The organism is Dehalobacter sp. DCM, from assembly GCF_024972775.1.
In the GTDB taxonomy this organism is placed as follows: domain Bacteria; phylum Bacillota; class Desulfitobacteriia; order Desulfitobacteriales; family Syntrophobotulaceae; genus Dehalobacter.
Map to the genome: position 1 here is coordinate 2,271,822 of NZ_CP092282.1, position 24,598 is coordinate 2,296,419.

The 24,598-nt window shown below is 44.4% G+C and carries 18 protein-coding genes; 12 read left to right on the plus strand and 6 right to left on the minus strand.

Going from position 1 to position 24,598, the window contains the following annotated elements; translation table 11 throughout:
* The first annotated feature begins 563 nt into the window (after nt 1–563).
* Nucleotides 564–1,760 (plus strand): aminotransferase-like domain-containing protein, encoded by a 1,197-nt coding sequence (locus LPY66_RS10550; protein ID WP_337988068.1) that lies wholly within the window; start codon nt 564–566, stop codon nt 1,758–1,760.
* 61 nt (nt 1,761–1,821) lie between these two features.
* On the opposite strand, the gene LPY66_RS10555 is transcribed toward LPY66_RS10550, so the two are convergent.
* Genes LPY66_RS10555 through LPY66_RS10570 form a run of 4 tightly spaced genes read right to left on the minus strand, consistent with a single transcriptional unit; the run spans nt 1,822 to nt 6,871 of the window.
* On the minus strand, nt 1,822–2,919 hold the full coding sequence (locus LPY66_RS10555; protein ID WP_337988069.1) for a GerAB/ArcD/ProY family transporter: 1,098 nt from the start codon (nt 2,917–2,919) through the stop codon (nt 1,822–1,824).
* Between the two features lie 27 nt (nt 2,920–2,946).
* Nucleotides 2,947–4,146, minus strand: a complete 1,200-nt coding sequence (locus LPY66_RS10560; RefSeq protein ID WP_337984303.1) for a Ger(x)C family spore germination protein — start codon at nt 4,144–4,146, stop codon at nt 2,947–2,949.
* Nucleotides 4,143–5,231, minus strand: a complete 1,089-nt coding sequence (locus tag LPY66_RS10565) for a GerAB/ArcD/ProY family transporter (protein WP_337984304.1) — start codon at nt 5,229–5,231, stop codon at nt 4,143–4,145. Before LPY66_RS10565 ends, LPY66_RS10560 begins: the two co-directional genes overlap by 4 nt.
* 2 nt (nt 5,232–5,233) lie before the next feature.
* Nucleotides 5,234–6,871 (minus strand): spore germination protein, encoded by a 1,638-nt coding sequence (locus LPY66_RS10570; RefSeq protein ID WP_337984305.1) that lies wholly within the window; start codon nt 6,869–6,871, stop codon nt 5,234–5,236.
* A gap of 182 nt (nt 6,872–7,053) precedes the next feature.
* Between LPY66_RS10570 and LPY66_RS10575 the strand changes: the two genes are divergently transcribed.
* The 8 genes from LPY66_RS10575 to LPY66_RS10610 all read left to right on the plus strand — a co-directional run bounded on the left by LPY66_RS10575 (nt 7,054) and on the right by LPY66_RS10610 (nt 16,586).
* Nucleotides 7,054–7,617, plus strand: a complete 564-nt coding sequence (locus LPY66_RS10575; protein ID WP_337984306.1) for a TetR/AcrR family transcriptional regulator — start codon at nt 7,054–7,056, stop codon at nt 7,615–7,617.
* Between the two features lie 108 nt (nt 7,618–7,725).
* On the plus strand, nt 7,726–9,789 hold the full coding sequence (locus LPY66_RS10580; protein ID WP_337984307.1) for a proton-conducting transporter transmembrane domain-containing protein: 2,064 nt from the start codon (nt 7,726–7,728) through the stop codon (nt 9,787–9,789).
* 22 nt (nt 9,790–9,811) lie between these two features.
* The gene (locus LPY66_RS10585; protein ID WP_337984308.1) at nt 9,812–10,768 is read left to right on the plus strand and encodes a respiratory chain complex I subunit 1 family protein; all 957 of its coding nucleotides are present in this window, start codon (nt 9,812–9,814) and stop codon (nt 10,766–10,768) included.
* Nucleotides 10,761–11,453, plus strand: coding sequence for a hydrogenase (locus tag LPY66_RS10590; protein ID WP_337984309.1), 693 nt, complete (start codon nt 10,761–10,763; stop codon nt 11,451–11,453). Before LPY66_RS10585 ends, LPY66_RS10590 begins: the two co-directional genes overlap by 8 nt.
* 9 nt (nt 11,454–11,462) lie before the next feature.
* Nucleotides 11,463–13,067, plus strand: a complete 1,605-nt coding sequence (locus tag LPY66_RS10595; protein WP_337984310.1) for a hydrogenase 4 subunit F — start codon at nt 11,463–11,465, stop codon at nt 13,065–13,067.
* 22 nt (nt 13,068–13,089) lie between these two features.
* On the plus strand, nt 13,090–14,766 hold the full coding sequence (locus tag LPY66_RS10600; protein ID WP_337984311.1) for a hydrogenase large subunit: 1,677 nt from the start codon (nt 13,090–13,092) through the stop codon (nt 14,764–14,766).
* Between the two features lie 100 nt (nt 14,767–14,866).
* Nucleotides 14,867–15,715, plus strand: a complete 849-nt coding sequence (gene nuoB / locus LPY66_RS10605; RefSeq protein ID WP_337984312.1) for an NADH-quinone oxidoreductase subunit NuoB — start codon at nt 14,867–14,869, stop codon at nt 15,713–15,715.
* Nucleotides 15,716–15,794: 79 nt separating this feature from the next.
* Entirely contained in the window at nt 15,795–16,586 is a 792-nt protein-coding gene (locus LPY66_RS10610) for a carbon-nitrogen hydrolase family protein (RefSeq protein ID WP_337984313.1), read from the plus strand.
* 18 nt (nt 16,587–16,604) lie between these two features.
* Here the strand turns inward: LPY66_RS10610 and LPY66_RS10615 are convergent, their stop codons facing one another.
* Nucleotides 16,605–17,306 carry a class I SAM-dependent methyltransferase gene (locus LPY66_RS10615; protein WP_337984314.1) on the minus strand — a complete coding sequence of 234 codons (702 nt, stop codon included), beginning with the start codon at nt 17,304–17,306 and terminating at the stop codon, nt 16,605–16,607.
* 99 nt (nt 17,307–17,405) lie between these two features.
* Nucleotides 17,406–19,598, minus strand: coding sequence for an ATP-binding protein (locus tag LPY66_RS10620; RefSeq protein WP_337984315.1), 2,193 nt, complete (start codon nt 19,596–19,598; stop codon nt 17,406–17,408).
* 366 nt (nt 19,599–19,964) lie between these two features.
* Here LPY66_RS10620 and LPY66_RS10625 point away from each other — a divergent pair, with 366 nt between their 5' ends.
* The 3 genes from LPY66_RS10625 to LPY66_RS10635 all read left to right on the plus strand — a co-directional run bounded on the left by LPY66_RS10625 (nt 19,965) and on the right by LPY66_RS10635 (nt 24,371).
* Entirely contained in the window at nt 19,965–21,776 is a 1,812-nt protein-coding gene (locus tag LPY66_RS10625) for an ABC-F family ATP-binding cassette domain-containing protein (protein ID WP_337984316.1), read from the plus strand.
* A 161-nt stretch (nt 21,777–21,937) separates the two neighbouring features.
* Complete coding sequence (locus LPY66_RS10630) at nt 21,938–23,557, plus strand: ABC-F family ATP-binding cassette domain-containing protein (RefSeq protein WP_337984317.1); 1,620 nt, start codon at nt 21,938–21,940, stop codon at nt 23,555–23,557.
* Nucleotides 23,558–23,567: 10 nt separating this feature from the next.
* A complete protein-coding gene (locus tag LPY66_RS10635; protein WP_337984318.1) occupies nt 23,568–24,371 on the plus strand; it encodes a YlmH family RNA-binding protein in 804 nt (267 codons plus the stop codon).
* Nucleotides 24,372–24,598: the final 227 nt, after the last annotated feature.

A 24,598-nucleotide genomic window follows, 5' to 3' on the forward strand; every position in this document is an offset into this window, starting at 1 on the left:
GTCTCATTATAGCATTGTTTCAGTCCATTGTTGATGCCGTATCGTTTTTAACACGCCTTTCTTGCTTTTGGTGAAAGGATAATGCAATAAAACAGAGAATACTAGGTGTTACAGATACTAGTACATCATTCTTTAAATACCATGACAGAAGGATGTAATAATCTGGGCTGGGTCTGCATGCCACATTCCGCTTTCGGCAGATAGCGCCCTCCGTGGATTTTCATTAAGGAAGTTAAAATTTTTTTGCCCTCCTTGGCGAATTGCAATCGTTAACAGGAAGTTCAAATTCTATTACCATCCGTGGTGAATTTGAACTTAGGACCATCCATGGTCCGTCATCCATGGACCGTTGCGCTACGCAATCCGTGCTCCGCTTGTCGCCGGAACTGTGGCACGCAGACCTGATTTGAGGTGTAAAGAAAATTCTAGAATGATGTACTAGGTACAACGTCGATCTTACAATAGATAACCAGCATATTTGTACGGAGACAATCCATGCTATCAACACATCCCAGATCATGAATAATGACGTAAAAATTACATAAAGGACGGTTACTATGATGATGGAAAATCACTATGCAAAACGGATATCAAATCTTAAGGCCTCTGAAATACGCGAAATCTTGAAGATTACTGAACGCCCGGAGGTCATCTCCTTTGCCGGCGGACTTCCGGCACCGGAATCATTCCCTGTGGATGAAATCAAAGAAATAAGCCGCATCGTCCTGGAAGAGGAAGGAACCGCAGCTTTACAGTATACGACGACTGAAGGATTCGATCCGCTGCGAAATTGGATTGCCGATCGGATGAATACGCGTTGGGGCACGCAGTTTTCCAAAGACAATATCCTGCTCACCAATGGGTCGCAGCAAGCGCTTGATTTATCCGGAAAGGTATTTCTGGATGAAGGCGATGTGGTGCTCTGTGAAAGCCCGACATACCTCGCCGCGATCAGTGCTTTGCGTGCTTACAGCTGTCGATTTGTCGAAGTCCCGACGGATGATAACGGCATGATACCCACTGCTTTGGAAAGGATACTCGAAACAACGGATCGGGTGAAAATGATCTATGTGATTCCGGATTTCCAGAATCCCACAGGCAGAACATGGAGCCTTGAACGCAGAGAAAAATTAGTCCGATTGGCAGAGGAACACAATGTAATTGTCATCGAAGATAATCCTTATGGTGAATTACGGTTTGAAGGTGAGATGCTGCCATCCTTACAGGTATTTGATCAGACAGGGAGTATCCTTAGCCTGGGCACCTTTTCCAAAATATTTTGTCCCGGCTTCCGTATCGGGTGGATCCTCGGCGACCCGGACGTCATTAAAAAGTATGTTTTGGTGAAACAAGGTGCAGACCTTCAATGCAATACATTGGCGCAGAGAGTTATTGCTAAATATTTGGATATGTATAACATTGATGACCATATCGCTAAGATACGCGATGTTTATAAAAAGCGCCGTGATTTAACAGTCAAATTAATGGATGATCTTTTCCCCGATAATGTGACATATACCCGGCCGGAAGGTGGTTTGTTTGCCTGGGTTGAACTGCCAGCTGCCATTAATGCCCGTGATGTCCTGGAGAAAGCGCTGGAAAAGAATATCGCCTTTGTTCCAGGCGGGTCATTTTTCCCAAACGGCGGCAAAGAAAACACCTTTCGAATCAACTTCTCCAACATGCCGGAAGAGCGGATCAAAGAAGGATTAGTCACGCTCGCCTCTGTCCTGCGTGAATTTTGTCTGAAGACGCATTAATTGGTTAGATGCATTTGAGGCGATACATTAAACTTTTCCTTCAGCTTGCCGGAGGATTTATTCAATCCAACCGCCTCACTTTTTTCCGTTTAATAATTGCCAGAAACAAAAGTCCAAGGGGGATAACGAGCTCAAAGAGAAAGGCTACTGGGGGCCAAAAAATATTAATAAACGGGGCAACTTGAAAAGGAGTTTTGAATAAATAATTTGGCAAAAAAACCTGCATTATCCCTACAATGAGGATAACAATTCTTTTGTCTCTTAAAGAAAAAAGTTTAACGAGCGCGAAACATTCAACATAGTACAATACAGCAATTTTGACAACAAGCCCGGATACCCAAATGAAAATAACAAAATATTCCAAGCGTTGTATACCAAGAATTTTAATGGCTTTTGCCAAGTGAAGAAAAGGATAGGCCAGACTCCGGGTTTGTTCAGGTCCAAATACTGCAACGGTAATGGCCGTAATTAAGGTGATAAATAATCCAGCAGCTACAATACTATAACAGCCTTTTTTAAGAACCTCTTGTGGTTTGTTTACCAGGGGCATAAGAAATACAAGTATAATAATCTCTCCGAAAAAAACTGAGGGAACAAGTGAACCGCGCAACACGGCCGAAACACCTTTATCAAATAAGGGGAGCAATTGGCTGAAATCAGCGTTAAGTATAGGAAAAATAACTAAAAAAGATAATGCAAACACTGCTATCGGCAGGATAAACTGAGCCATACGGGCGATAACTTCAATTTCTTTAGAGACAGCATAAGCCCCCATGAGAGTAAGAAAAAAATAAAAAACGATAGTCGGCGTTTCCGGCATGAGGTTTACTGTGATAAAACTCGTAAACAACCTGCTAACAAATATGCTTAATGCCATAAAAAAAACGACATAAGCGAAACTTAAAATTTTTCCTAAAGTTTTCCCTAGAAGAATTTCGGAATACTGTGACAGCGTTTTGCGGGGGAATCGCATCCCTAAATTGTAAATGATTCCGAGCTCAATCAGGCCTACTATCATAGAGAGTACTATGGATATCCAGGCGGATTCTCCTGCTTTATCCGCTGTAATTTCGGAGGTTATCATGAGAGCTGTTATTACCAGGAAAATAAACAGCAGGGTAGCAATTTGGGTTCCGGATATTTTTTGCGATGCTATGATGTTCTTCCCCCTTTCTTTGACCTAATTTTACTTTCCTATTTCTAGATTTTTTAATAACTTTCCACCACCCATGACTTTGGCCTTGACAATCACTTCGACATCCGATTTCACAAAAGCTTCCCGCCACTCTGGACCCAAGGTTTTCCAAAACTTTGGATTTTTTTGATGAAGCACTTCGGAAAAGCCCAAATAGTCAGCCTTATTGTCTTTCGCTTTTTCGATTGTTGCTTCTGCCAGTTTCTTAATTTTATCGCTAATCACTGCTTCCAGCGGTTTTGCGCTCTGGGGACTTAGTTCAACACCTGCGTTGTCATCAATTTCACCCACAACTTTGATGGTAACACGGTAGAAGACTTTATCGCCCTCTACTTTCGGTTCAATTTTGCAATCGGATTTGCCGATATAATACGAAAATGTTTTGTTATCTGTTTCAACGGGGAGGGATATTTGGCTTTTTCTTAACTTTTGGGTTAGCAGTAAATAGCCCCGTACCTGATCATCGTTTAGCCAGTCGATCAATTTACCTGCCCGAAAAACACCGATTCCATCCATGATATTTGCTTCCACGGCTGGTTCATCTTCGGGGCTATTGTTACCGGCATCATAGGATATTGTCTTAACTTCCCCCAATACAGCGTCCCGGTCAGGGCTTACGAGCCATGAGGTTAATTCATATAAATAGACCCCAACGGATTTACCTGAGGCAGTTGCTTTGTATTCCGTAAATTCCGTCAATTGTTGGGAAAGAAGTCGGTTCACCGTTCCTGGTTTTTTCAACATATCTTGGGCTTCCCCTTTGGTCACCGTCATGATATTTAGCGGTCGGGTTTGAAAATACCGATTTAAATTTTCGATAATCTCACCCAGTTTTTCTTTGGCGGCTTCTTCACCGAAAATATAACCGCTAATATACCCATAAAATGGTGTCCGCGCAAGTTTGTTGGCGTAATCGACAATGGCTGTCTGCTGGGTGGGGCCTTGACCAATGATAAATATTTCTTTATTTGCTTGGGAAGCGGATTGATCCCCTTGTCCTTGGGTACCTTGAACATCTAAGATCAAACTCGATACTGTCCATACTTCTTTGCCGTTTACCTTCGCATAATCCATTCCGGTGAGGGTGACAAAGGCCAAATTTTCAACTTCTTTTCTGCTCCAGCATCCGGAACAAAGAATTAGTGGTATCAGCACGAGACACAGGATCTTAACCTTAAAGGAGTTATTCAATTCAACCGCCTCACTTTCTTTCCTTTGATTACCGCCAGCAATAAAAGCAGAAGGGGGATGGCCAGCTCAAAAAGAAGCGCAAAAGGGGCCCAATAGGTTGCGAAAAACATGCCTGACTCAAAAGAGTTCTTGAACATATAATTGGGTACAATAACCTGCAATATCCCTAAGATCATCATGACCAGTTTTTTGTCTTTTAAGGCAAGAACTTTGACAATCGTAAAACACTCGATATAGTACAATACGGCAATTTTAACAACAATACCGGAAACCCAAATAAAAATGACAAAGTATTCTAAACGTTGAATACCCATCACTTTAATGGATTTTGCTAGGTGTAGAAAAGGAAATAATAAAATCTGCGTCTGTTCCGGCCCAAATACGGCAATGGTAACGGTTGTAACGGCTGTAAGAAAAAATCCTGCAGTCAAAAGACCGTAGGCTCCATTTTTGAAAACCTCTTGGGGTTTGTTGGTCATGGGCAGGAGAAATGTGAGCACGGCAAGTTCACCGAATAAAGCGGCCGGCAAAATCACTCCGCTTAAAACTGCGGGAATTCCTTTGTCAAAAAACGGGAGTAATTGGCTGAAATCAGCGTTAAATAAGGGAAACAGAATCAAGAAAGACAACCCCAAAAGACCCAGGGGTAATACAAACTGAGCGATACGGGCGATAACTTCCAATCCTTGAAATACAGCATAAGCAGCTAACAGCGTGAGGAAAAAATTAAAGACGATTCTTGGCGTTTCCGGCATCAGGTGTATCGTGATAAAATCAGTAAAAGCACTGACAACAAAAAAACTCATGAAAATTAAAAACGCGATATAGCCAAAGCTCAGCATTTTCCCCAAAATCTTTCCGAGGAGTATTTCAGAATACTGGGTCAGAGTTTTTTGAGGAAAACGCATCCCCAAATTGTAGACGATCCCCAGCTCAACAAGTCCTACCATAACCGAGAGTAAAACAGATATCCAGGCCGATTCATTGGCTTTATTCGCTGCGAATCCGGGAATCGACAGGACAGCCGTAACGACCAGGAAGATAATCAGTATGGTAGTGATTTGGGTTCCGGATATTTTTTGCAATGCTATGAATTTCTTCCCCCTTTCTTTGGCTTGACTGGTCCTTGATTCTTGCTTTTTTTAGATGTGACAGTGCGATAAGCTTTGGGTTGGGCATACATTGCCCACCATGGGACCCGGAGTAGAATATCCCGGAAATCCTGCATACTTAAAGGCGCAAAAGGGGATAAATAGGGAACGCCAAAGGATCGTAAGCTGCAGAGATGGATCAATATCCCCATTAAACCGAACATAATCCCAATACCACCGAGAAAGCTCGCTAAAAAGATCAATAAAAAACGCAGCAGCCGCAGCGAATAGCCAGCATCATAATTTGGAATGGTAAAAGATGCAATCGCCGTCGTAGCGACCACAATCACCGAAATCGGGGATACAAGACCGGCATTCACTGCAGCCTGGCCGATAACCAAACCGCCGACGGTACTGATCGCTTGACCAATGGTCTTTGGTAAACGGACGCCGGCTTCACGCAAAACTTCGAAAACAAATTCGATTAAAAGAATTTCTAAGGAAATGGGAAGGGGTAAACCTTGTCGTGATCCCGCCACTGAACTCACTAACTGAGGAGGCAGCAGTTCCTGGTGGAAAGAGAAAGCGGCGACGGTTACGGCCGGCAGCAGTAAAGCCATATTTAAGGATATGAACCGCAGAATCCGGGTTAAGGTCGCGAATATGGCGTTGTGATAGTAATCTTCCGCAGCCTGAAGCATGGTAACGAAGGTAGCCGGAACGATCAGCTGCATCGGCGTATTATCGATTAAAATGACAATCCTTCCCTCCAGCAGGGAAGCAGCAGCTTTATCGGGACGCTCCGTATATTGGATGAGTGGGAATAAAGAATAGCGCTCATCCATAATTAATTCTTCAATATAATTGCCTTCCAAGATACTGTCAGTATCAATTCTGCCTAGTCTCTGGCGTACTTCCTGCAATAATGGGTCATTGCTTACCCCTTCAATATAACAAACGGCAAGTTTCGTATGGGTTAGTCTCCCGGCTTCTAGCATTTCAAACTTTAGCTTGCTGGTTTTTAATCGCCGACGCATCAAACTCATATTCACATCGATGGATTCAATAAAGCCGTCTTTAGGCCCACGGACACCCGGCTCAGTATCAGATTCGATGATGGATCGGTTTTCACCACCGCGTACACCTGCGGCCAGGGCAGACGAAGAACCTTCTATCAATAAAACCGCTTTTCCAGCAAATATTTGGTTTTCAATTTCATCAAGATAAGAAATTGTTTGGGTATCTGCAATCGTCATCAGGCGCTTTAAGACAATTTGGACAATATTCTCTTTGTGGTTTTTCACCAGAGACTGTAATTCCTGGGAATCCGACAGAATCGCTCCCAGTACATGCTGATTAATTGTCTCATAGTCGGTGACGGTAGAAGCATAGATGATAAAAGCCCGGGTCGGAGAATCTGTGCCGATCAGAAATTCGTGAAACTGGATATCTGCGCACCGAATAAAAGCCTGCCGCAGAACGCGCAGATTGTCATCATAGTTTTTTGATACCGGTTGTTTTTTTGCAGGCTGGGCAGCACCGGTATTTTCATGCTGATTTCCATTTCCACTTCTATTTTCATTTGTCTTTTTGGCTTTGTCTTTAAGTTTCTTAAATAATATTTTTTTTAACATATTCCTCTGCCTCTTTTGGTCCCGTTTATTAATATTTTCCAAATCGGATGTGTATTATGAATTTTATTTTTCTGTATTTCGTTTTTTCTTACCCCGGATTGACAAATCACGAAACTGATCATATAATTTCTAAGACTACCTAACGTTAGGTAGGCATTAGTATCCTGAATAAGGAGGTTTCGATGGAAACTAAAAAGAAATTGATGCATTCCGCATTTCGTTTATTTGCAGATAAGGGCACCGAATTTTCTTTGACGGAGGTTGCCTGTGAAGTGGGGATCCAAAAAGCCTCGATCTATGCACATTTTGCCAGTAAAGAAGAGTTGCTGTATGCGGTGATCAACCAGGAAATCAATCAGTACTTTCTCGAGATTAATGCGCAATGCCGTGATTTAGAGAGTATGTATCATATGATTTTGAATTATTACGAACAATCACAGACGAAACTCTATTTCTGGAAGAGGCTTTTATTATTTCCGCCTAAAGTATTTGAAGAAACATTAGTAACGAAAATTCAGGTGTTATCGGATGAACGTTTTGAGCTTGTCAAAGATATTCTCCGCACCAATATGGAACAGGGGATTATTGGTGTTCAGGATCCTGAAACAATAGCCATTTCCTTTATGGCAATGGTTCATGGCATCCTTTCCAGTATGATCATCTATCGGCCGGAAAATGTGACGATTCATTTAGAAACCATTTGGGAGATTTTCTGGAAAGGCATTAGCGAGCCTGACCATGCTTAATTGAACCTCTAAAGTTGTTAGTACAACGTATTAGAAATAACGACTCAAAAGAATATCCTATTAAACCACTAAATCTTCTACATTTGAAAATGGAGGTTTATTCGCTTCATGTCATTCAATCTGTCAGCATACGCCGTATTATTTTTGCAACTATCGCTTATGCTCTATCTCTTAGGGGCAGCCACAGCTCTCATCGCGATGTTTAAAAGGGAACAAAAAGCTGCGAATGGTCTTGTGAATTTATTCTGTATAGCGGCCTCGGTGTTAACGGCGGTTGCTTCTGTCAGCATCATCCTCAATCGAACTGGAAAGTTAATCATTTTTGATTGGCAATCTGTGCTGCCTTTTATTAATTTGCAGATCAGTATCGATAATTTGTCGGCACTTTTTTTGCTGGCATTGTCCGTTTTGGTTTTTTGTGTATCAATATATTCGATTAGCTATATTGATCACTACCGCGGAAAACGGAATATCGGATTGTTTTATCTGCTTTATGTCCTATTCATCGTGACGATGTTTCTAGTACTAACAGCGTCAAACGCGGTTATATTCTATATGTCCTGGGAGGCAATGTCGCTTCTGTCCTATTTTTTGGTTGTCTTTGAAACAGAAAAAGAAGAAAACCAGAAAGCCGGTACCCTCTACATCGTGATGACGCATCTGGCAACGGCCTTGCTGCTCGTTGGCATTGCTATCATTTACAACTATACGCAATCCTTCGAAATCATGAACACGTCAACAGCGGGTGCTATTCCGACAGCGGCAAAGAATGCAGCTTTTCTGTTATTTCTTGTAGGCTTTGGAACCAAAGCCGGTGTCATTCCGTTTCATATCTGGCTCCCCTATGCGCACCCGGCAGCACCCAGCAATGTATCCGCGCTGATGTCCGGAATCATGATCAAAACGGCGATTTATGGTCTCATTCGGTTTGTTCTATGCTTGCTCGGAATAGAAAATACCTGGTGGGGTGTTCTTATCCTTGTTCTGGGTATCATCTCTGCGGTACTCGGAGTGGCTTATGCTTTAATGGAACATAACATCAAACGCCTGCTTGCTTTTCACAGTGTGGAAAATATCGGCATCATTCTGATCGGACTGGGTGTTTCCTATATCGCTTTGGCACAACATAACGCCATGATAGGTGGTTTTGCCCTGATTGCGGCATTGCTGCATACCGTGAATCATGCGCTGTTCAAAGGGGGTCTCTTCCTTGGCGCCGGCGCAATTCAATACGCCGTACATACAAAAGATATTGAGAAACTGGGCGGCCTTTTAAAACGGATGCCGGTGACAGGCTTGCTTATCCTTTGTTTTTCCTTAGCCATATCGGCTATTGTCCCGTTTAATGGATTCATTAGCGAATGGCTTACCTTTCAGTCGTTGTTTGCCAATATCGTGCCGGGACAGATCGGACTCAATTTCTTGTCGATCGTCGCTGTTGCAGCCTTAGCCTTAACTGGGGCTTTAGCAGCCGCTTGTTTTGTTAAACTGTTCAGTATTTCTTTTCTCGGACTTCCCAGAAGTGAAGAGGCGTCAAGCGCCAGCGAAGTACCGAAAACCATGACAGCCGGAATGGCTGTTCTTGCGGTCATCTGCTTTGGTATCGGTTTATTTCCAATGATCATCATACGCATATTGGATCCTGTAGTGGTCAGCCTTGGGGGAGGGTCCATATTCGGCCAACTGCAGGGCGGCTTCATCATGGCGTATTATCCCTTAACGGTTCAAGCAGGCAGCATTTCACCCATCGCTTTACTGCTCGCCTTGGGGGGAATCTTTCTGTTAACGCTTGGTGTTTTGCGAATCGTCGGCGGCAAATATGTTGAACGAAAATATGGTACCTGGGACTGCGGCTTTGACGCATTAAACGCGCGCATGCAGTACACCGCCACCGGTTTTTCCAAACCGATCAAAATCGTATTTCGGATACTCTTTCGCCCCACGAGGAAAACCCTGCTGGAAGGGGACTCTTTCTATTATCCGGATTCAATCGAATATACAACAACAGTTGCTTCCATATTCGAAGACTACCTTTATCACCCGGTCATTAAACTGTTTGAACGGTTCTCCAAAAGAACCAAATTCCGTATTCAAACCGGCAGTATTCACAGTTATTTGTTATATATTTTTGTGGCGGTTTTAGTGTTGATGCTCTATAACCGATTCGCTTAATTAATCTAAAGAGGCAGGAACGATGGATACAATTATTTACATTATTATTCAATTAGGTGTTGTTCTATTAATTGCTCCGTTGATTAACGGTGTGATCAAAAAAGTGAAGGCATTAAGTCAGAAACGAAAAGGCGCACCTCTTCTGCAAATGTACTTTGATCTCTATAAACTCATGAAAAAATCGTCGGTTGTTTCGGACGTTTCTTCATGGATTTACAAAGCCACGCCGTACATTGTTTTTGGGACGGCGATTGCCGCGGCGCTGCTTGTTCCTGTATCGACAACCATCCTGTCGTCCATAAGCATTCCCGGTGATTTCATTATGCTGGTGTCGATTTTTGCTTTGGGACGTTTTTTTATGATGGCTGCCGCACTGGATACCGCCAGCACCTTTGGCGGAATGGGAAGCAGCAGGGAAGCGATGATATCCTCACTCATCGAACCATCGATGATGGTTTCGCTTTTTGCCATCGGGATCATCGCCCAAACGACATCGCTGCCTTTGATTATGCTTAAGGTCCAGACGATGGCTTTTCCTTTGGTTCATCCGGTCTATATGATGGTTGGGCTGGCTCTGCTGATAATTATTATCGCTGAGACCGCGCGAATACCGGTGGATGATCCGTCAACTCATCTGGAATTAACCATGGTCCATGAAGCAATGATACTCGAATATTCCGGAAGGCATTTAGCGTTAATGGAATATGCTGCTTCGGTCAAACAACTTGTCCTTATAACCCTGTTTGTGAATATTTTAATGCCGCATGATCAATGGATTGGTGCAGGGATCGCGGCTATCGGACTGTCTCTGCTTATTTATCTCTTCAAGGTCATTTTCATGGCCTTGGTCATTGCCGTATTTGAGGTGAATACAGTGAAATTTAAGCTGTTCAGTATCCCCAACCTCGCGGCATTAGCCTTCATTTTAGCCTTTTTAGGGATTTTGCAATTTTTCATTCTGGGAGGTAATCATGTCTGATTTCGCGGCGGTGAGTGATTTAGCCGTTGGTTCAAAGATTCTAGAAACGCTGTCTGTTTTGATTTTGCTATCGGCATTTTTGCTGATGGCGAATAAGCGAATCAATTCGTATATCAAATCTTTCCGACTGCAGTCCTTCCTGATTGCTTTGACAGCCGGCATCATGGGAATACGAAGCCTCTTCAATGAGGGGCGCTGGGATATTTTGATTGTCTGTGTCCTGATCATCGCGCTCAAAGTCATCCTCATTCCCGCCCGTTTAAGTAAGACGTACGCTAATGTCCGGTACAAGGTAGAAAAAGATTTTATCTGGAATATTCCGATCCTCATTTTAGTCTGCTGCGGGTTGGTGGTATTCTCTTATTTCACCTTGGCGGGGGTGGAGGGCATCAGCGGGGAGAGCTCGAATCTGCAGCTGGTCAATTCGGTTTCGGTGATCTGGATTGGGCTGTTCTTTATGATCAGCCGGAAGAAGGCGATTGGACAAATCATCGGCTTTCTGGTCATAGAGAACGGACTCTATATCACAGCCATGCTGGTGACGCACGGCATGCCGTTTATCGTTGATCTCGGCATCTTCATTGACCTTCTGACCTTTGTCATGATTATGGGCCTGATAACCTTTCGGCTCAATGACCAGTTTGATTCCATCGATACCGATCAGTTGAAGAATTTGAAAGGATAATAGACTGCCATGGGTTTTTTACTCTATATCATACCGGTAATCGCCGTCATCATCTTTTTTCTGGTTAAGGAGAACCATTATCGGCATGCCGTGAGTGTAGCCTCCTCCATCCTGCTTGCTGTGTGTGCTGGGGCATTGACATTCCGCGTGATTGTCAACGGCGTCGTAATCTATCCTATGCTGGGCGGATTCTTTTATCTCGATGCATTAAGCATGGTCATTCTGGATATGGTCATTATCATTGCCTTTATGGCCGCTGTCTTTTCTGTAGGCTATTTAAATGAAGAAAAACGCCATGGTCAATTAACGGACAAGAAAATAAGGCTGTACTATATTCTGATGTATGGCTTTGTTTTAACCATGATTTTGGCATTGACCGTCAAGAATATGGGGCTGATGTGGATCGCCATTGAAGCAACGACCTTAGCCTCCGCGTTTTTAGTTGGCTTTAACAGTGATAAGCATGCGCTGGAAGCAGCATTTAAATATGTTATTATCTGCTCCGTTGGTATTGCCATGGCTTTGCTTGGGATTATCCTTCTGCATTGGTCGTCTACAGGCGTGCTTACCGACGCATCCTATTTAGACTGGACGGCGTTATCTGCTCATGCCGGAGCTTTGAAAAGTGCCGTCTTGCGGCTGGCATTTATCTTCATCTTAATTGGCTTTGGTACAAAGGCCGGATTAGTTCCCATGCATACCTGGCTGCCGGATGCCCACAGTCAGGCACCGTCACCCATCAGCGCTTTGCTTTCCGGTGTTCTTCTTAACAGTGCGATGTATGGGATCATTCGCACAACCGCCATCGTGAATCGTAATTTGGGCAGTAACGATTTCACCGGCAGGCTTCTGATTGGAATCGGTATTTTGTCGATAGCAACAGCCGCCTTGTTTATACTGACCCAGAAGGATTACAAGCGTCTCCTGGCTTATTCAAGTATTGAGCATATGGGTATCATTGCAGTCGCCTTCGGCCTGTTTACGCCGCTTTCTATTTTCGGAGGGCTGCTGCATATGATCAACCATTCCTTTACCAAATCGTTGTTGTTTTTATCCGCCGGGAATATCATGCAGAAATATGATTCGAAGCAGATTTATAAAATAAGAGGCGTACTCAAAACACTGCCGGTTAGCGGCCCGGCCTTTTTGCTCGGTTTATTTGCCATAACCGGCACACCACCTTTCAGTATCTTTACCAGCGAGTTCTGTATTATCAGTGCGATCTTTAAAGAGAGCACAGGGTGGGTATATACCGGTATGCGTCTGGGAATGGGTATTGCTTTCATTCTACTTTTAGGGTTGGTATTTGCCGGTGTCGCCGTGACATTATTCCGGATGTTTTATGGCTCAGATACCAATTCCCTATATCCAGCCGTAAAGGACATTTCTATTGCGGATCGGTTAGAGCAATCGGAACCATCGGAACCATCAGAAACAGCCGATAAGTATTTAGGCAACAGCTCAGCGGCTGCTGTTAAACCCGGTGAAACCAATAAGGCTGGGGCTCTATGCCTGATTATTTTGCTTATAACCATACTTATCAGCGGCATCTATCTTCCGCCTGGCATCAGAGAGTTGTTATTACAGGCGCGGAACATCGTAATGGGCCTTTGATGATGGAAGAAGGGGTTAAGAAATGGTGACGACGATGAATACGTTAAATACTAATATCAACCTATCCAACCTAAAAGAGACACTGACAGACACATTCTCGGCAGTGGAACTGCCAAATGGGTGTATAAAGTCTGAAAATAACACGGACAGCTTAGGTATGCAAGCGAAAGCTGTCACGGATAACATCCTTTATTTTAGGGTAGAATCCGATCGCATCGAACCCATTTGCACGTATATCCACAAAGAATGGGGATATCAACTGGTCTTAATGTTTGCCAATGATGAAAACGAGGATGAATTAGGGACAGATTTGGGATACGGTCTCTATTACGTCTTTGCCGATAAAGAATATCGGATTCTGGTGACGATTAAAACGGTGATTGGTGCAGCCAAACCCGAAGTACAATCACTTAGTCATACGATTCAGGCTGCGGCCGGTTACGAACGTGAAATTCAGGATCTCTTCGGAATCGTGCCGATTGGCCATCCGGACGCAAAAAGGCTCGTCTTCCATAGCAACTGGCCTCAGGGCATTTACCCATTGCGTAAAACATTTGATGTCCGGAGCAAGCTTCCGATGGCCAAAGAGGAAATCCGATTCCGCAAAGTCGAAGGAGAAGGGGTTTTCGAAATCCCGGTCGGGCCAGTTCATGCCGGGATTATCGAGCCCGGTCATTTCCGGTTCAGTGTGGCGGGAGAACCGATTATCAATCTGGAAGCACAGCTTTATTACGTGCACAAAGGAATTGAAAAATTAGCCGAAGGTCAAACGCTGGAAAAAGGTCTGTATCTATCCGAACGAATCTCCGGTGATGAGACTTTCGCCAATTCCCTGGCTTATTGTCAGGCAATCGAAACGATATCCGGCAGCAACGTGCCGGAGAGAGCAGAATATATGCGTGTTCTGTTCGCCGAGTTGGAAAGGCTGACCAGTCACCTGGGGGACCTTGGCGGTGTCTGTTTGGATGCGGCGTACGGTTTCGCCACATTTCAGTTTCGGATGATGCGAGGCTGGGCGTATGCACTAGCCGATGAACTTTGCGGCATGCGTTTCTTACGCAGTGTCAACACGTTGGGTGGTATGCGAAAAGACTTTGTTAAAGGGAAAGAGGCCAGTCTGATCCGACAGCTGGAGCAAATCCGCTCCGAACTAGAGGACACCGTCTCTATTGTCAAATCAAACAGCCTGTTTACTGACCGTGTAGAAAACACCGGCATTCTGGCAACGCCGATTGCGATAGATTTGAATGCCGTCGGTCCTGGGGGGAGAGCATCCGGGGTTGGCTATGATGTCAGACGCTGGTTCCCCTATGCGGCATATGACAAACTGGAAGTTCAGATACCGGAGCATAACAACGGCGATATCAATTGTCGCTTCAATATAAAAATCGAAGAGTGTTTTGAATCGATTCGCTTGATGGTCCAAGCAATTGAGACCATGCCTGCAGGACCCGTTCTGGAGCCAATAACCCATGTCAAGCCTTATCATTTTGCTTTTGGCATAACCGAAGCTCCGCGTGGAGAAAATATCCACTGGTTAATGACAGGAAAAAACAATACGATCTATCGTTATAAAATTCGCACACCGTCTTTCTGTAACTGGCCGGCACTATGTTATGCGGTAAACGGAAATATCATCCCGGATTTCCCGTTGATCAATAAAAGCTTTAACCTTTCTTATGCCGGCAATGATTTATAACTACCGGACTGTCACCCCGACTGTGAACAACCATTATTGATTTCGAGGTCGTTTAACGGCTAACAGGCTAATACGGCTAATATGAAAAAAGGAAAAAACGATGTTTAACACATTAAAAAAAATTATCCAATATCCCCGGCTAACCCAGGAGTATCCCAAGATCATCAATAGCACTGCCAACTTTATCGGGCAGCCGGTGATCCACCCGGAGAGATGCTGTTTCTGCGGTGCCTGTGCCCAACGTTGTCCGTCTCAGGCGATTGCTTTTGACGGGGCAGCAAGACGTATTGGAATTAATTATGATCAGTGCGTATTTTGTGTGCTTTGCGAGGACGTATGCCAATCCGGCGCTATCCGGATGACACATTGTTTTGAATTGGCGGAAAGAAGCCGTGCCAAGCTTCGCCCGGACGGATCGGTGTTAACTGAATCAGCCGCTGCGGAACCAAATACGGCGGATGCGAAGCCAACCCTCGTCATCCATGAGGCGGATGTTCCGGCTATGGCGGATGAAGCACTTACCGGGGAATTGAAGAAGCATATCATGAAAGTTTTTGGGCGCAGTTTACAGATACGGGAAGTCGATTCCGGATCCTGCAATGCCTGCGATTATGAGATCAATGCTTTGAATAATCCGGTCAATGATATTGAACGTTTGGGGATCAGCTTTGTCGCGTCGCCGCGGCATGCGGATATGCTGCTCGTTACCGGAACAGCCACCCGAAATATGCAGCAAGCCCTGGTCAAAACCTATCAGGCCACACCCGATCCAAAACTTGTTGTCGCCGTCGGCGCGTGTGCCTGCAGCGGCGGTATTTTCAGAGATTCCTATGCGACGAATAACGGTATCGATTCACTTATTCCCGTCGATGTCTATATTCCCGGCTGCCCGCCACGGCCCCAGGCTATTATCTACGGTATCCTGAAAGCGTTGGAAAGAGTAGAATAACTCGTTTATATTGACAGTTACCATTCTATCTGGGATATTAAAATCATGATACGCTGCGAATTGTCGGAAGGAGATAACGATGACACAGATGCGGGCAGCTGTGCTGCAGATGAAGGTATCACCTGATAAAAAACGTAATTTTCAAACAGTCAAGGGCTATTTGGATGAATTAATGCCGCACTGCGTTGATCTTGTCATTTTGCCGGAAATGTTTAACTGCCCATACCAGACAGATCTCTTTCCGATTTACGCCGAAGAAGAGGGTGGTCCGGGTTGGCAGACCCTTGCCGGCTTGGCTGCTGAATATAAACTCTATCTTGTTGCCGGATCCATGCCGGAGAAGGATGATCAAGGCCGGATTTATAATACCTGTTTTATCTTTGATCGCGAAGGGAAACAAATTGGGAAACACCGCAAGGTGCATCTGTTTAATGTCGATATCGAAGGCGGACAAAAATTCCGGGAGTCAGATACATTGACGCCCGGAAAAGATATAACCGTTTTTCACACCGAGTTTGGGAAGGTCGGAGTGTGTATTTGCTTTGATATTCGTTTCCCGGAACTATCCAGGCAGATGGTCGAACAGGGAGCGGAAATAATCATTATTCCGGGTGCTTTCAATATGACCACCGGACCGGCTCACTGGGAGATCCTCTTTCGGGTTCGGGCTGTCGATAATCAGGTTTTTATGATTGGGGCTGCGCCGGCGCGCGACCCGGAGGCATCCTATACGTCCTGGGGTCATACGATCATTGTCGGGCCTTGGGGAAACATCCTCCGGCACATGGATGAAAAGGAAGGTTATATCATCCAGGAAATCGATATGTCCCAGGTTGAAAAAGTGCGCCGCGAGTTGCCGCTGCATCGATGACCCAGCGCTGCCTCTTTCTTAACCTCTTCCTTCGATTTCAAATATACCGATGGGTTTGGTATGGGGGAGATAGTAGGGATAGTGCGTATCATTTGTTGTAATCAGATTGCCGGATAGAAAATCAGCCAGTTCCTCATCGGTGATCTCCGGTGAATTGCTGCGGACAAAATTCTCGGCATCCGTTAGTGAAAGCAGCGGCTGGCCGAATTCCAAGACGATTTCTGTTAATGTATAGGAAATATTTTTCTCTGTCATATACTGCTTCGCTTCAGCGACGGTATTTTTTTTATAGCGTTGATATTTACCCGGATATAATTCCGGATCGTTATCGGTGTTGATTACAGCAAACAGCTTCTGGCAGCGGGGGAGGAACTCTTCCAAGTTGCGGCTGCCAAAAAAGCTGATAAAGATCACATCCCAGCTGTCGGAAATGAGATTGCAGTCTATGAGCCGCGTTTCTATATTGGTGATATGTCTGGCCTCGATCAGGGTATTTAAGGCATTAATGGCTTGGGCGTTGATATCAATACAGGTCACATGGTCAATATGCCGGCAGAATTCCAGATCGATGAGGCCAAGGCCGCACCCGATATCGCAAAGTGTAGAAAAACCGTGGAGTTTTGGCGTAATGATATCCGCAATTTTACGGAAAAATCCGGTGTATTCATTTGCGGCCTGATACCATCGCATGGTGTCGGGATTCCAATCAAAATTCATCATGATGCCTCTTTTATTGATTATTTTAATGCAACGTCTAATTCAAGTATAATTTAAAAAGTCTGTTTTGCAACCATATTAGTACAATGGTATGATCTGCGATCAAACACGATTGAGTTCAATCAGTAATTTTTCCAAATCAACCGGTTTTACCAAGTGACAATGATAACCGGCTTGCATTGACCGCTCCATATCCTCCGGCATGGCATATCCCGATAAGGCGATCAAATAGATATCTTTCGTCTGCACATTTTCCCGAATATGCTTCGCAACCTCATAACCATTCATATCAGGCAGTCCAATATCGCAGATAATCACATCCGGATGGATTTCATTGGCTTTAACTATCCCCTGAGAGCCGTTGACGGCTATGGTTACAGCATGGCCTGCTTCTGTTAACAAAATACAAAGGATTTCCGAAATATCCGGAAGATCGTCAATGATGAGAATACGCAGTGTGCGCTGTTTTTGGATAGTCAATGGCTGGTTTTTATGCTGAACAGGCCGATAATCAGCGAGATGAGAATCATCAAGAAGAGGGAGCTTTACGGTAAATTCCGTTCCTTTACCTATGCCGTCGCTGTGCACGGTGATATCACCATTATGCAGTTCGATAAAGCGCTTAACAATGGCTAATCCTAAGCCAAGTCCGCCCTGACTGTAGTCACGGGAATTATCTGCCTGGAAAAATGGCTCAAATAAATTGTCCAGCATATTCTTTTCAATACCAATACCGTTGTCACGAATACTCATAACGGCATAGGCTTTATCTTGGATATCTTTCTGAGTCACAGTAACGATGGTGTAGCCGCCGGGTGAGGTATATTTTACTGCATTTTTCATGAGGTTATCAAAGACTTGGATCAACCGTGTTTCGTCACCATGGATATGGAGAGGGGTATCCACTGTACGTAATTCGATACGGATATCTTTTTGGAAAAATTCCGGCCTAAAATCCTGGATAATTTTATATAAAAGTTTATTCAGCTCCAGCGGTTCCTTGTGAAGGATGATTTTATTCTCTGTGATCCGTGTAATATCCAGCAAATCATCGAAAAGATGGGAAAGCTGATTGATTTGACGCGCCATAGCCTCCCGTGCTTGGATGGACTGTTCTGTGTTGGCAGTTGAACGATCGAGAAGTGTCAAGTTTAACATAATCGACGCTAAGGGGTTGCGGATCTCGTGAGAAAGCATCGCCAGAAAATTGTTTTTTTGAATATCGGCTTCCGCTAACTTCATAACTAAAGCCAATCCGTTATTCTTCTCTGTTTCGAGCCTTTCCAGCATCAGGTTGATGGATTTTCTCAATAAAACAAATTCATCATTATCTTCACTGCGCAGTCTGGGAATTTCACTCTGAGCTAAATCCAAACTGGCAACGTCATTGATAATCTTAGTAAAGGGACGGGATATATACATTCCCAGTAAATGGTTCAGAGCGATCATAAGGAGGATAAAAACTACCGTATAGATAAGGATGAACTTTTTCATGTGACCGATTCCCTGGGTATATAAGTCGCGTGTTTTAGAAAACGTGATGAGCAGTGATGACCCATGATACGAGGTATTAGGAATTAGAAATTTGCTTTGGATAATGGTTTTATCTTTTATTACTTCCAGCTTTTCTAATCGATCGTTTTCCGAAGTCAAAAATCCAGAATAGGCTGAGCCGTTCTGGAGCCGTATGGATGAAATCAGGATATTTCCCTGGGCAATATCCTGCAGATCTCGGATAATTCGTTGATCGATCAGTCTGCCGGCAACTATTCGGCCATCGGCGACCTTGTTCGTTTGGGTGTTAGTTACATGTGACGAGACAACAAAGTAGAATTGATTGCCAAATTGCAGCATCCTGGGATAGTCACCATTCTTCGAAAGTATCACTAGATCTGGAATGCTGACTTCTTTCGGGAAAGGAACAAAATTTCTTGTATTAAAATCATAGTAGCAGGTGTAAAGAACAGAATCATTCTGCCCAATAATAATGACAAAGCTAATGTCCAGGTTCTCTAACGTTTCCGGTGTAAAATTGGCATCCGGGAAATCCGGTTTTTCATGGGTCACATAAGCATAGGTATCATCCCAGTGACTGTAATCATCTGTATTTCCCTGGTAACGCTCTGTCATTTTTATTAAATAGGAACTAAGGCCTGCCCCGACGGAATCAATCTGTGCATCCTCCTGGTTTTCAAGGTAATTTGTAAAAAATATGCCATAAACCGTGTTGCTGATACTGATAATTATTACAGTTAATATAACAACAATACAGATAATTCTTTTTCTAACCGTCATAGGTCACATTCTCCTGTTATCTTCCATTCAGGCTCAAACTAGTACAGCATTCTATAAATACCATGACAGAAGGATGTGATAATCTGGGGAACTGTGGCACGCAGACCTGATTTGAGGTGTAAAGTAAATTCAAGAATGAAGTACTAGTATTAAATTATAGAAAATCCTAAAACCATAGTATTCAACAAATCTTATTAAAATCCTGTAAGTATAACCTGCAATCATTCGGAACAATATGAGGAAGTTATTCGCCTTCGCTTGCTGTTTACGTTATAATAGGAAAAGACTATTTCTCGAAATATACGAACAGTGATTGTATTTAATAGATAAATATAATGAAATTGACACGATAGAGGAGCGTTTACTTTGATCCTATTATCCGCAGAAAAGATAACCAAAAGCTATAGTGAGAAAAAGCTGCTGAAAGATATTTCGTTATATATCAATGAAGCCGATAAGATCGGCGTAATCGGTATCAACGGCTCCGGAAAATCGACATTTTTAAAAATTGTGGCTGGAATTGAAGCTCCGGACGACGGGACGATCACCGCGGCTTCCGGTGTTCGCATTGCCTATCTGCCGCAGAATCCTGTTTTCATCGATAATCTTTCCGTTTTAGATCAGGTGTTTTACGGCGCATCGGCGGAAACCAGAGACGCTATGGAACATGAAGCCAAGACGATCTTAACCCGGCTCGGGATTTTCGATTTTACGACGAATGTCAGTCTATTATCCGGCGGCGAAAAGAAACGAATCGCCATAACCCGCGCGCTGGTTAACCCCAGTGAAATTTTGATCATGGATGAGCCGACGAACCATCTGGACAGTGACATGGTGCTGTGGCTTGAAAACTACCTAAAAAAATATACCGGCGCGATCCTGATGGTCACCCACGATCGGTACTTTTTGGACAGGGTCGCCAACCGGATCGTAGAAATAAGCCGAGGCAGTCTGTACGGCTACCAGGCCAATTACTCCAAATACCTTGAGCTGAAAGCCCAGCGCGAGGAAATGGAAATCAGTACCGAACGGAAGAACAAGAGTATCTATCGACGGGAACTGGAATGGATTAGCCGAGGCGTCCGCGCCAGGGGAACCAAAAGCAAAGAACGGATAGAACGTTTTCATACGCTGAGTGAAAGAGAAAAGCCGACAGCAACTGAAAAACTGGATATCAGCGCATTATCGACGCGCTTGGGTAAAAAAACGATAGAGATCAATAATATTTCCAAAGCGTATGACGACAGGCGGCTTATCACCCATTTCGAGCATATTATACTCAGGGATGCCCGAATCGGAATTATCGGTAAAAATGGCTGCGGAAAATCAACCCTGTTTAAAATTATCATGGGTCAAGTCCCTCCGGACAGTGGAACGGTGGTGATTGGGGATACGGTCAAGATCGGGTATTTCTCTCAGGAAAGTGACGAGATGGACACGTCTCTGCGGGTCATTGACTATATTCGTGAGATTTCCAATCAGATCGTGACAGCCGACGGAACACTTTCGGCTGCGCAGATGCTGGAGAAATTCTTATTTCCGCCCGACTTACAGTGGAATACCATTGCTAAACTATCCGGCGGGGAACGACGGCGGCTGCACTTGCTGAGTGTTATCATGGACGCTCCGAATATCCTGCTCTTAGACGAACCCTCCAACGATTTGGATATCGAGACACTGGTTATCCTAGAGGACTATTTGGAACATTTCGCCGGGGCGGTTATGGTTATCTCCCATGACCGCTATTTCTTGGATAAAGTCGTGGATCGGATCTTTGAATTCCAGAACGACGGAACACTGAAACAGTATGAAGGCGGCTTTGACGATTATCTGGAATACAAAAAAGTCCTAACGACGGATGCTGCGGCTGGCGTTACTAAAGCGAAGAAATCCGAACAGCAGCCGGATAGGCCCAATACGCAAAAACTTAAATTCTCCTATAAAGAAGAACTCGAATATGCCCAGATCGAGGATCTGATTGCCGGGATAGAAGCCAAAATCAGTGATCTGGAGAAGGTAATTCAAGGGGAAGTCAGTAATTACAGTAAGTTGCAGGAGCTGCTGCAACAAAAAGCAGACCTGGAAAGTGATCTCGAGGAAAAAATGGCACGCTGGCTCTATCTTCATGATCTGGCGGAAAAAATCGCTGATTCGAAAGCAGCATTGTACACCACGTAAATTGCGGTTCCTGCTGATACCAGTGTTGGCATAACACGCAGGGGTATATGGTATTGGCCACCTGTGAAACATCCTTGTTGTGGTATTTTCATAGGATGTGGTATAATATTGCCTTGGTTATGTAAAATTTAATTGCTTATTATATTAAAGGATGGGAAGAAATGATCAGTACATCAGGTATATCTCTCCGGTACGGCGGACGTGTGTTATTCGAAAACGTTACCATCAAGTTTACTCCCGGGAATTGTTATGGGCTCATCGGGGCCAACGGTTCGGGAAAATCGACTTTTTTAAAAATCCTGTCGGGTGAAATTGAAGCCAATAAGGGAGATGTCAGCATCGATCCCGGTGAACGGATCGCTGTTTTAAAACAAAACCATTTTGAATTTGATGAGTATGATGTTCTTAAAACCGTCATGCTCGGACATAAACGGCTTTGTGAAGTGATGGACGAAAAGGAGATTTTATATGCCAAACCGGATTTTTCCGAAGAAGACGGCATGAAAATCGCTGAGCTGGAAGCAGAGTTTGCCGAAATGAACGGCTGGGAAGCGGAATCCGAGGCGGCGACCTTGCTTAACGGCTTGGGTATCAACGAGGACTATCATTATAAAAAGATGAAAGAACTCGACGGCAATGAAAAGATTCGGGTCCTATTAGCTCAGGCTTTGTTTGGCAACCCCGACATCCTGCTTTTGGATGAGCCGACAAACCACCTGGATATCGGATCGATCAGCTGGTTGGAAAACTTTCTCTATAACTTTGAAAATACGGTTATTGTCGTGTCTCACGACAGGCACTTTTTAAATAAAGTCTGTACGCATATTGCGGATATCGATTTTGGCAAGATCCAAATGTATGTCGGCAACTATGATTTCTGGTACGAGTCCAGTCAATTGGCGTTGAAGCAAATGCGGGACGCCAACGCCAAGGCGGAAGCCAAGAAGAAAGAGCTGCAGGAGTTTATCCAGCGCTTTAGTGCCAATGCCTCCAAATCCAAACAAGCCACGTCGCGGAAAAAATTGCTTGAGAAACTGACCTTGGAAGATATTCGCCCGTCCTCGCGCAAATATCCCTTCGTCGATTTTAAGCCGGATCGTGAAGCCGGCAACGATCTTTTAACCGTGAACGGGATCAGTAAAACCATTGAAGGGGAAGTGGTCCTGGACAATGCCAGCTTTATCGTCTATAAAGGGGATAAAATTGCTTTTGTCGGGCCAAACGGGCTGCCGAAAACTATGCTGTTTAAAATCTTAATGGGTGAACAGACAGCGGACAGCGGCGATTACAAATGGGGCGTTACCACATCCCAGTCCTATTTTCCCAAAGATAATGCCGCCTTCTTCGAGGGAGTCCATCTGAATCTTGTCGATTGGCTGCGTCAATTCTCCTCCGACCAGACAGAAACCTTTGTCCGTGGTTGGCTGGGACGAATGCTCTTCTCCGGTGAGGAAGCCTTGAAGGAAGCGCATGTGCTTTCCGGTGGGGAAAAAGTCCGCTGCATGCTGGCGAAGATGATGCTTTCCGGCGCCAATGTCCTCATATTGGATGAACCGACCAACCACCTGGATCTCGAATCCATCACCGCGCTGAATAACGGGTTGATCAATTATAAAGGGACGATTTTGTTTGTTTCACACGATCATCAGTGCGTGCAAACCGTTGCCAACCGGATCATCGAGATTACGCCCAAGGGCCTCATCGACAAGCAAATGACTTATGACGAATATCTGGAAAGTGAAGATATTGCGGCGCTCCGCAAGGAGATGTACGCGATTTAGATTGAGTCTCATGAACTTAACTAAGACGGATATAGTAAAAAAATATGCCCATGACGATGAAGAGAAACTTATCCTGGCCAGAGCACTGGATAAGCTGGAGGAGTGCGAGCAAAGAAATATCCTGACGCATACCCGTTTTTTGAATGAACAGCAGCGCTTAACCGCGCAGAAAATGCTGCTGAGCATGGATAACCCGCGGCATTTATTCTGGGGCGGTTATGAACGGGCAGAAAGGTCGGTGCTGATCTTTTTGCCGGACTATTTGGAGCAGGAACAGATCATGTGCGGGGATTATGATCCGCTGATGTATCTCCGCGCATCCTACCCCCCGGCAAACATCCTTTCGCATCGGGATATCCTGGGGAGTCTGATGGGGTGTGGCGTCAAGAGGGATACAGTCGGGGATATTCTCGTTGGCGACGGCCATTCGGATGTCGTGGTTTTAAAAGAAGTTGAATCTTATATCAGTCAGACCTTTGAATCGGCCGGCCGGGTCCGCTTGCAGACGGAGCTGATTACCGCAGAGAAACTTTATGTGCCCGAAGAAAAGTATATACTTTTACGGGACACGGTGGCTTCTCTTCGTTTCGATAATATCGTCGCTGCCGGTTTTGGTCTGAGCCGGACGAAAGCGGCAGAAAACATCGAAAGCGGGCGAGCCGCTCTCAACAGATTGGAGAACACCCATACCGATAAAATGGTCGGGGCGGGCGATATAATCACCGTACGCGGACAGGGGAAAATTACGCTATTCGAAGTGGGCAATACCACGAAAAAAGGGCGGGTTGGGATTGTTATTAAGAAGTGGGTATAAATGAAGGACACCTTCCCCTTGAACAACGATAAGCAACCAACTGTGATTGATTCCATTGAGCCTGAAAGAGGAGGACATGAGTAATTCTGACCGTAGTTTTTCAAATGTTCTTTGCGCAGTTTGCAAAAACATCTTCCGTAAAAATAATATCAGCAGGTGATATCTCCTAATATTCATCAAAACCGACTTCTTAATCGCTTGGATTATCTTCTCTCGCATCCTATTAC

What these genes read in the sequence shown, in the direction of transcription:
- LPY66_RS10550 (WP_337988068.1), top strand. Translation starts at nt 564, where the DNA reads ATGGAAAATCACTATGCAAAACGGATATCAAATCTTAAGGCCTCTGAA.
- LPY66_RS10570 (WP_337984305.1), bottom strand. Translation starts at nt 6,871, where the DNA reads ATGTTAAAAAAAATATTATTTAAGAAACTTAAAGACAAAGCCAAAAAG.
- LPY66_RS10575 (WP_337984306.1), top strand. Translation starts at nt 7,054, where the DNA reads ATGGAAACTAAAAAGAAATTGATGCATTCCGCATTTCGTTTATTTGCA.
- LPY66_RS10580 (WP_337984307.1), top strand. Translation starts at nt 7,726, where the DNA reads ATGTCATTCAATCTGTCAGCATACGCCGTATTATTTTTGCAACTATCG.
- LPY66_RS10585 (WP_337984308.1), top strand. Translation starts at nt 9,812, where the DNA reads ATGGATACAATTATTTACATTATTATTCAATTAGGTGTTGTTCTATTA.
- LPY66_RS10590 (WP_337984309.1), top strand. Translation starts at nt 10,761, where the DNA reads ATGTCTGATTTCGCGGCGGTGAGTGATTTAGCCGTTGGTTCAAAGATT.
- LPY66_RS10595 (WP_337984310.1), top strand. Translation starts at nt 11,463, where the DNA reads ATGGGTTTTTTACTCTATATCATACCGGTAATCGCCGTCATCATCTTT.
- LPY66_RS10600 (WP_337984311.1), top strand. Translation starts at nt 13,090, where the DNA reads ATGGTGACGACGATGAATACGTTAAATACTAATATCAACCTATCCAAC.
- nuoB (WP_337984312.1), top strand. Translation starts at nt 14,867, where the DNA reads ATGTTTAACACATTAAAAAAAATTATCCAATATCCCCGGCTAACCCAG.
- LPY66_RS10610 (WP_337984313.1), top strand. Translation starts at nt 15,795, where the DNA reads ATGACACAGATGCGGGCAGCTGTGCTGCAGATGAAGGTATCACCTGAT.
- LPY66_RS10615 (WP_337984314.1), bottom strand. Translation starts at nt 17,306, where the DNA reads ATGATGAATTTTGATTGGAATCCCGACACCATGCGATGGTATCAGGCC.
- LPY66_RS10620 (WP_337984315.1), bottom strand. Translation starts at nt 19,598, where the DNA reads ATGACGGTTAGAAAAAGAATTATCTGTATTGTTGTTATATTAACTGTA.
- LPY66_RS10630 (WP_337984317.1), top strand. Translation starts at nt 21,938, where the DNA reads ATGATCAGTACATCAGGTATATCTCTCCGGTACGGCGGACGTGTGTTA.
- LPY66_RS10635 (WP_337984318.1), top strand. Translation starts at nt 23,568, where the DNA reads ATGAACTTAACTAAGACGGATATAGTAAAAAAATATGCCCATGACGAT.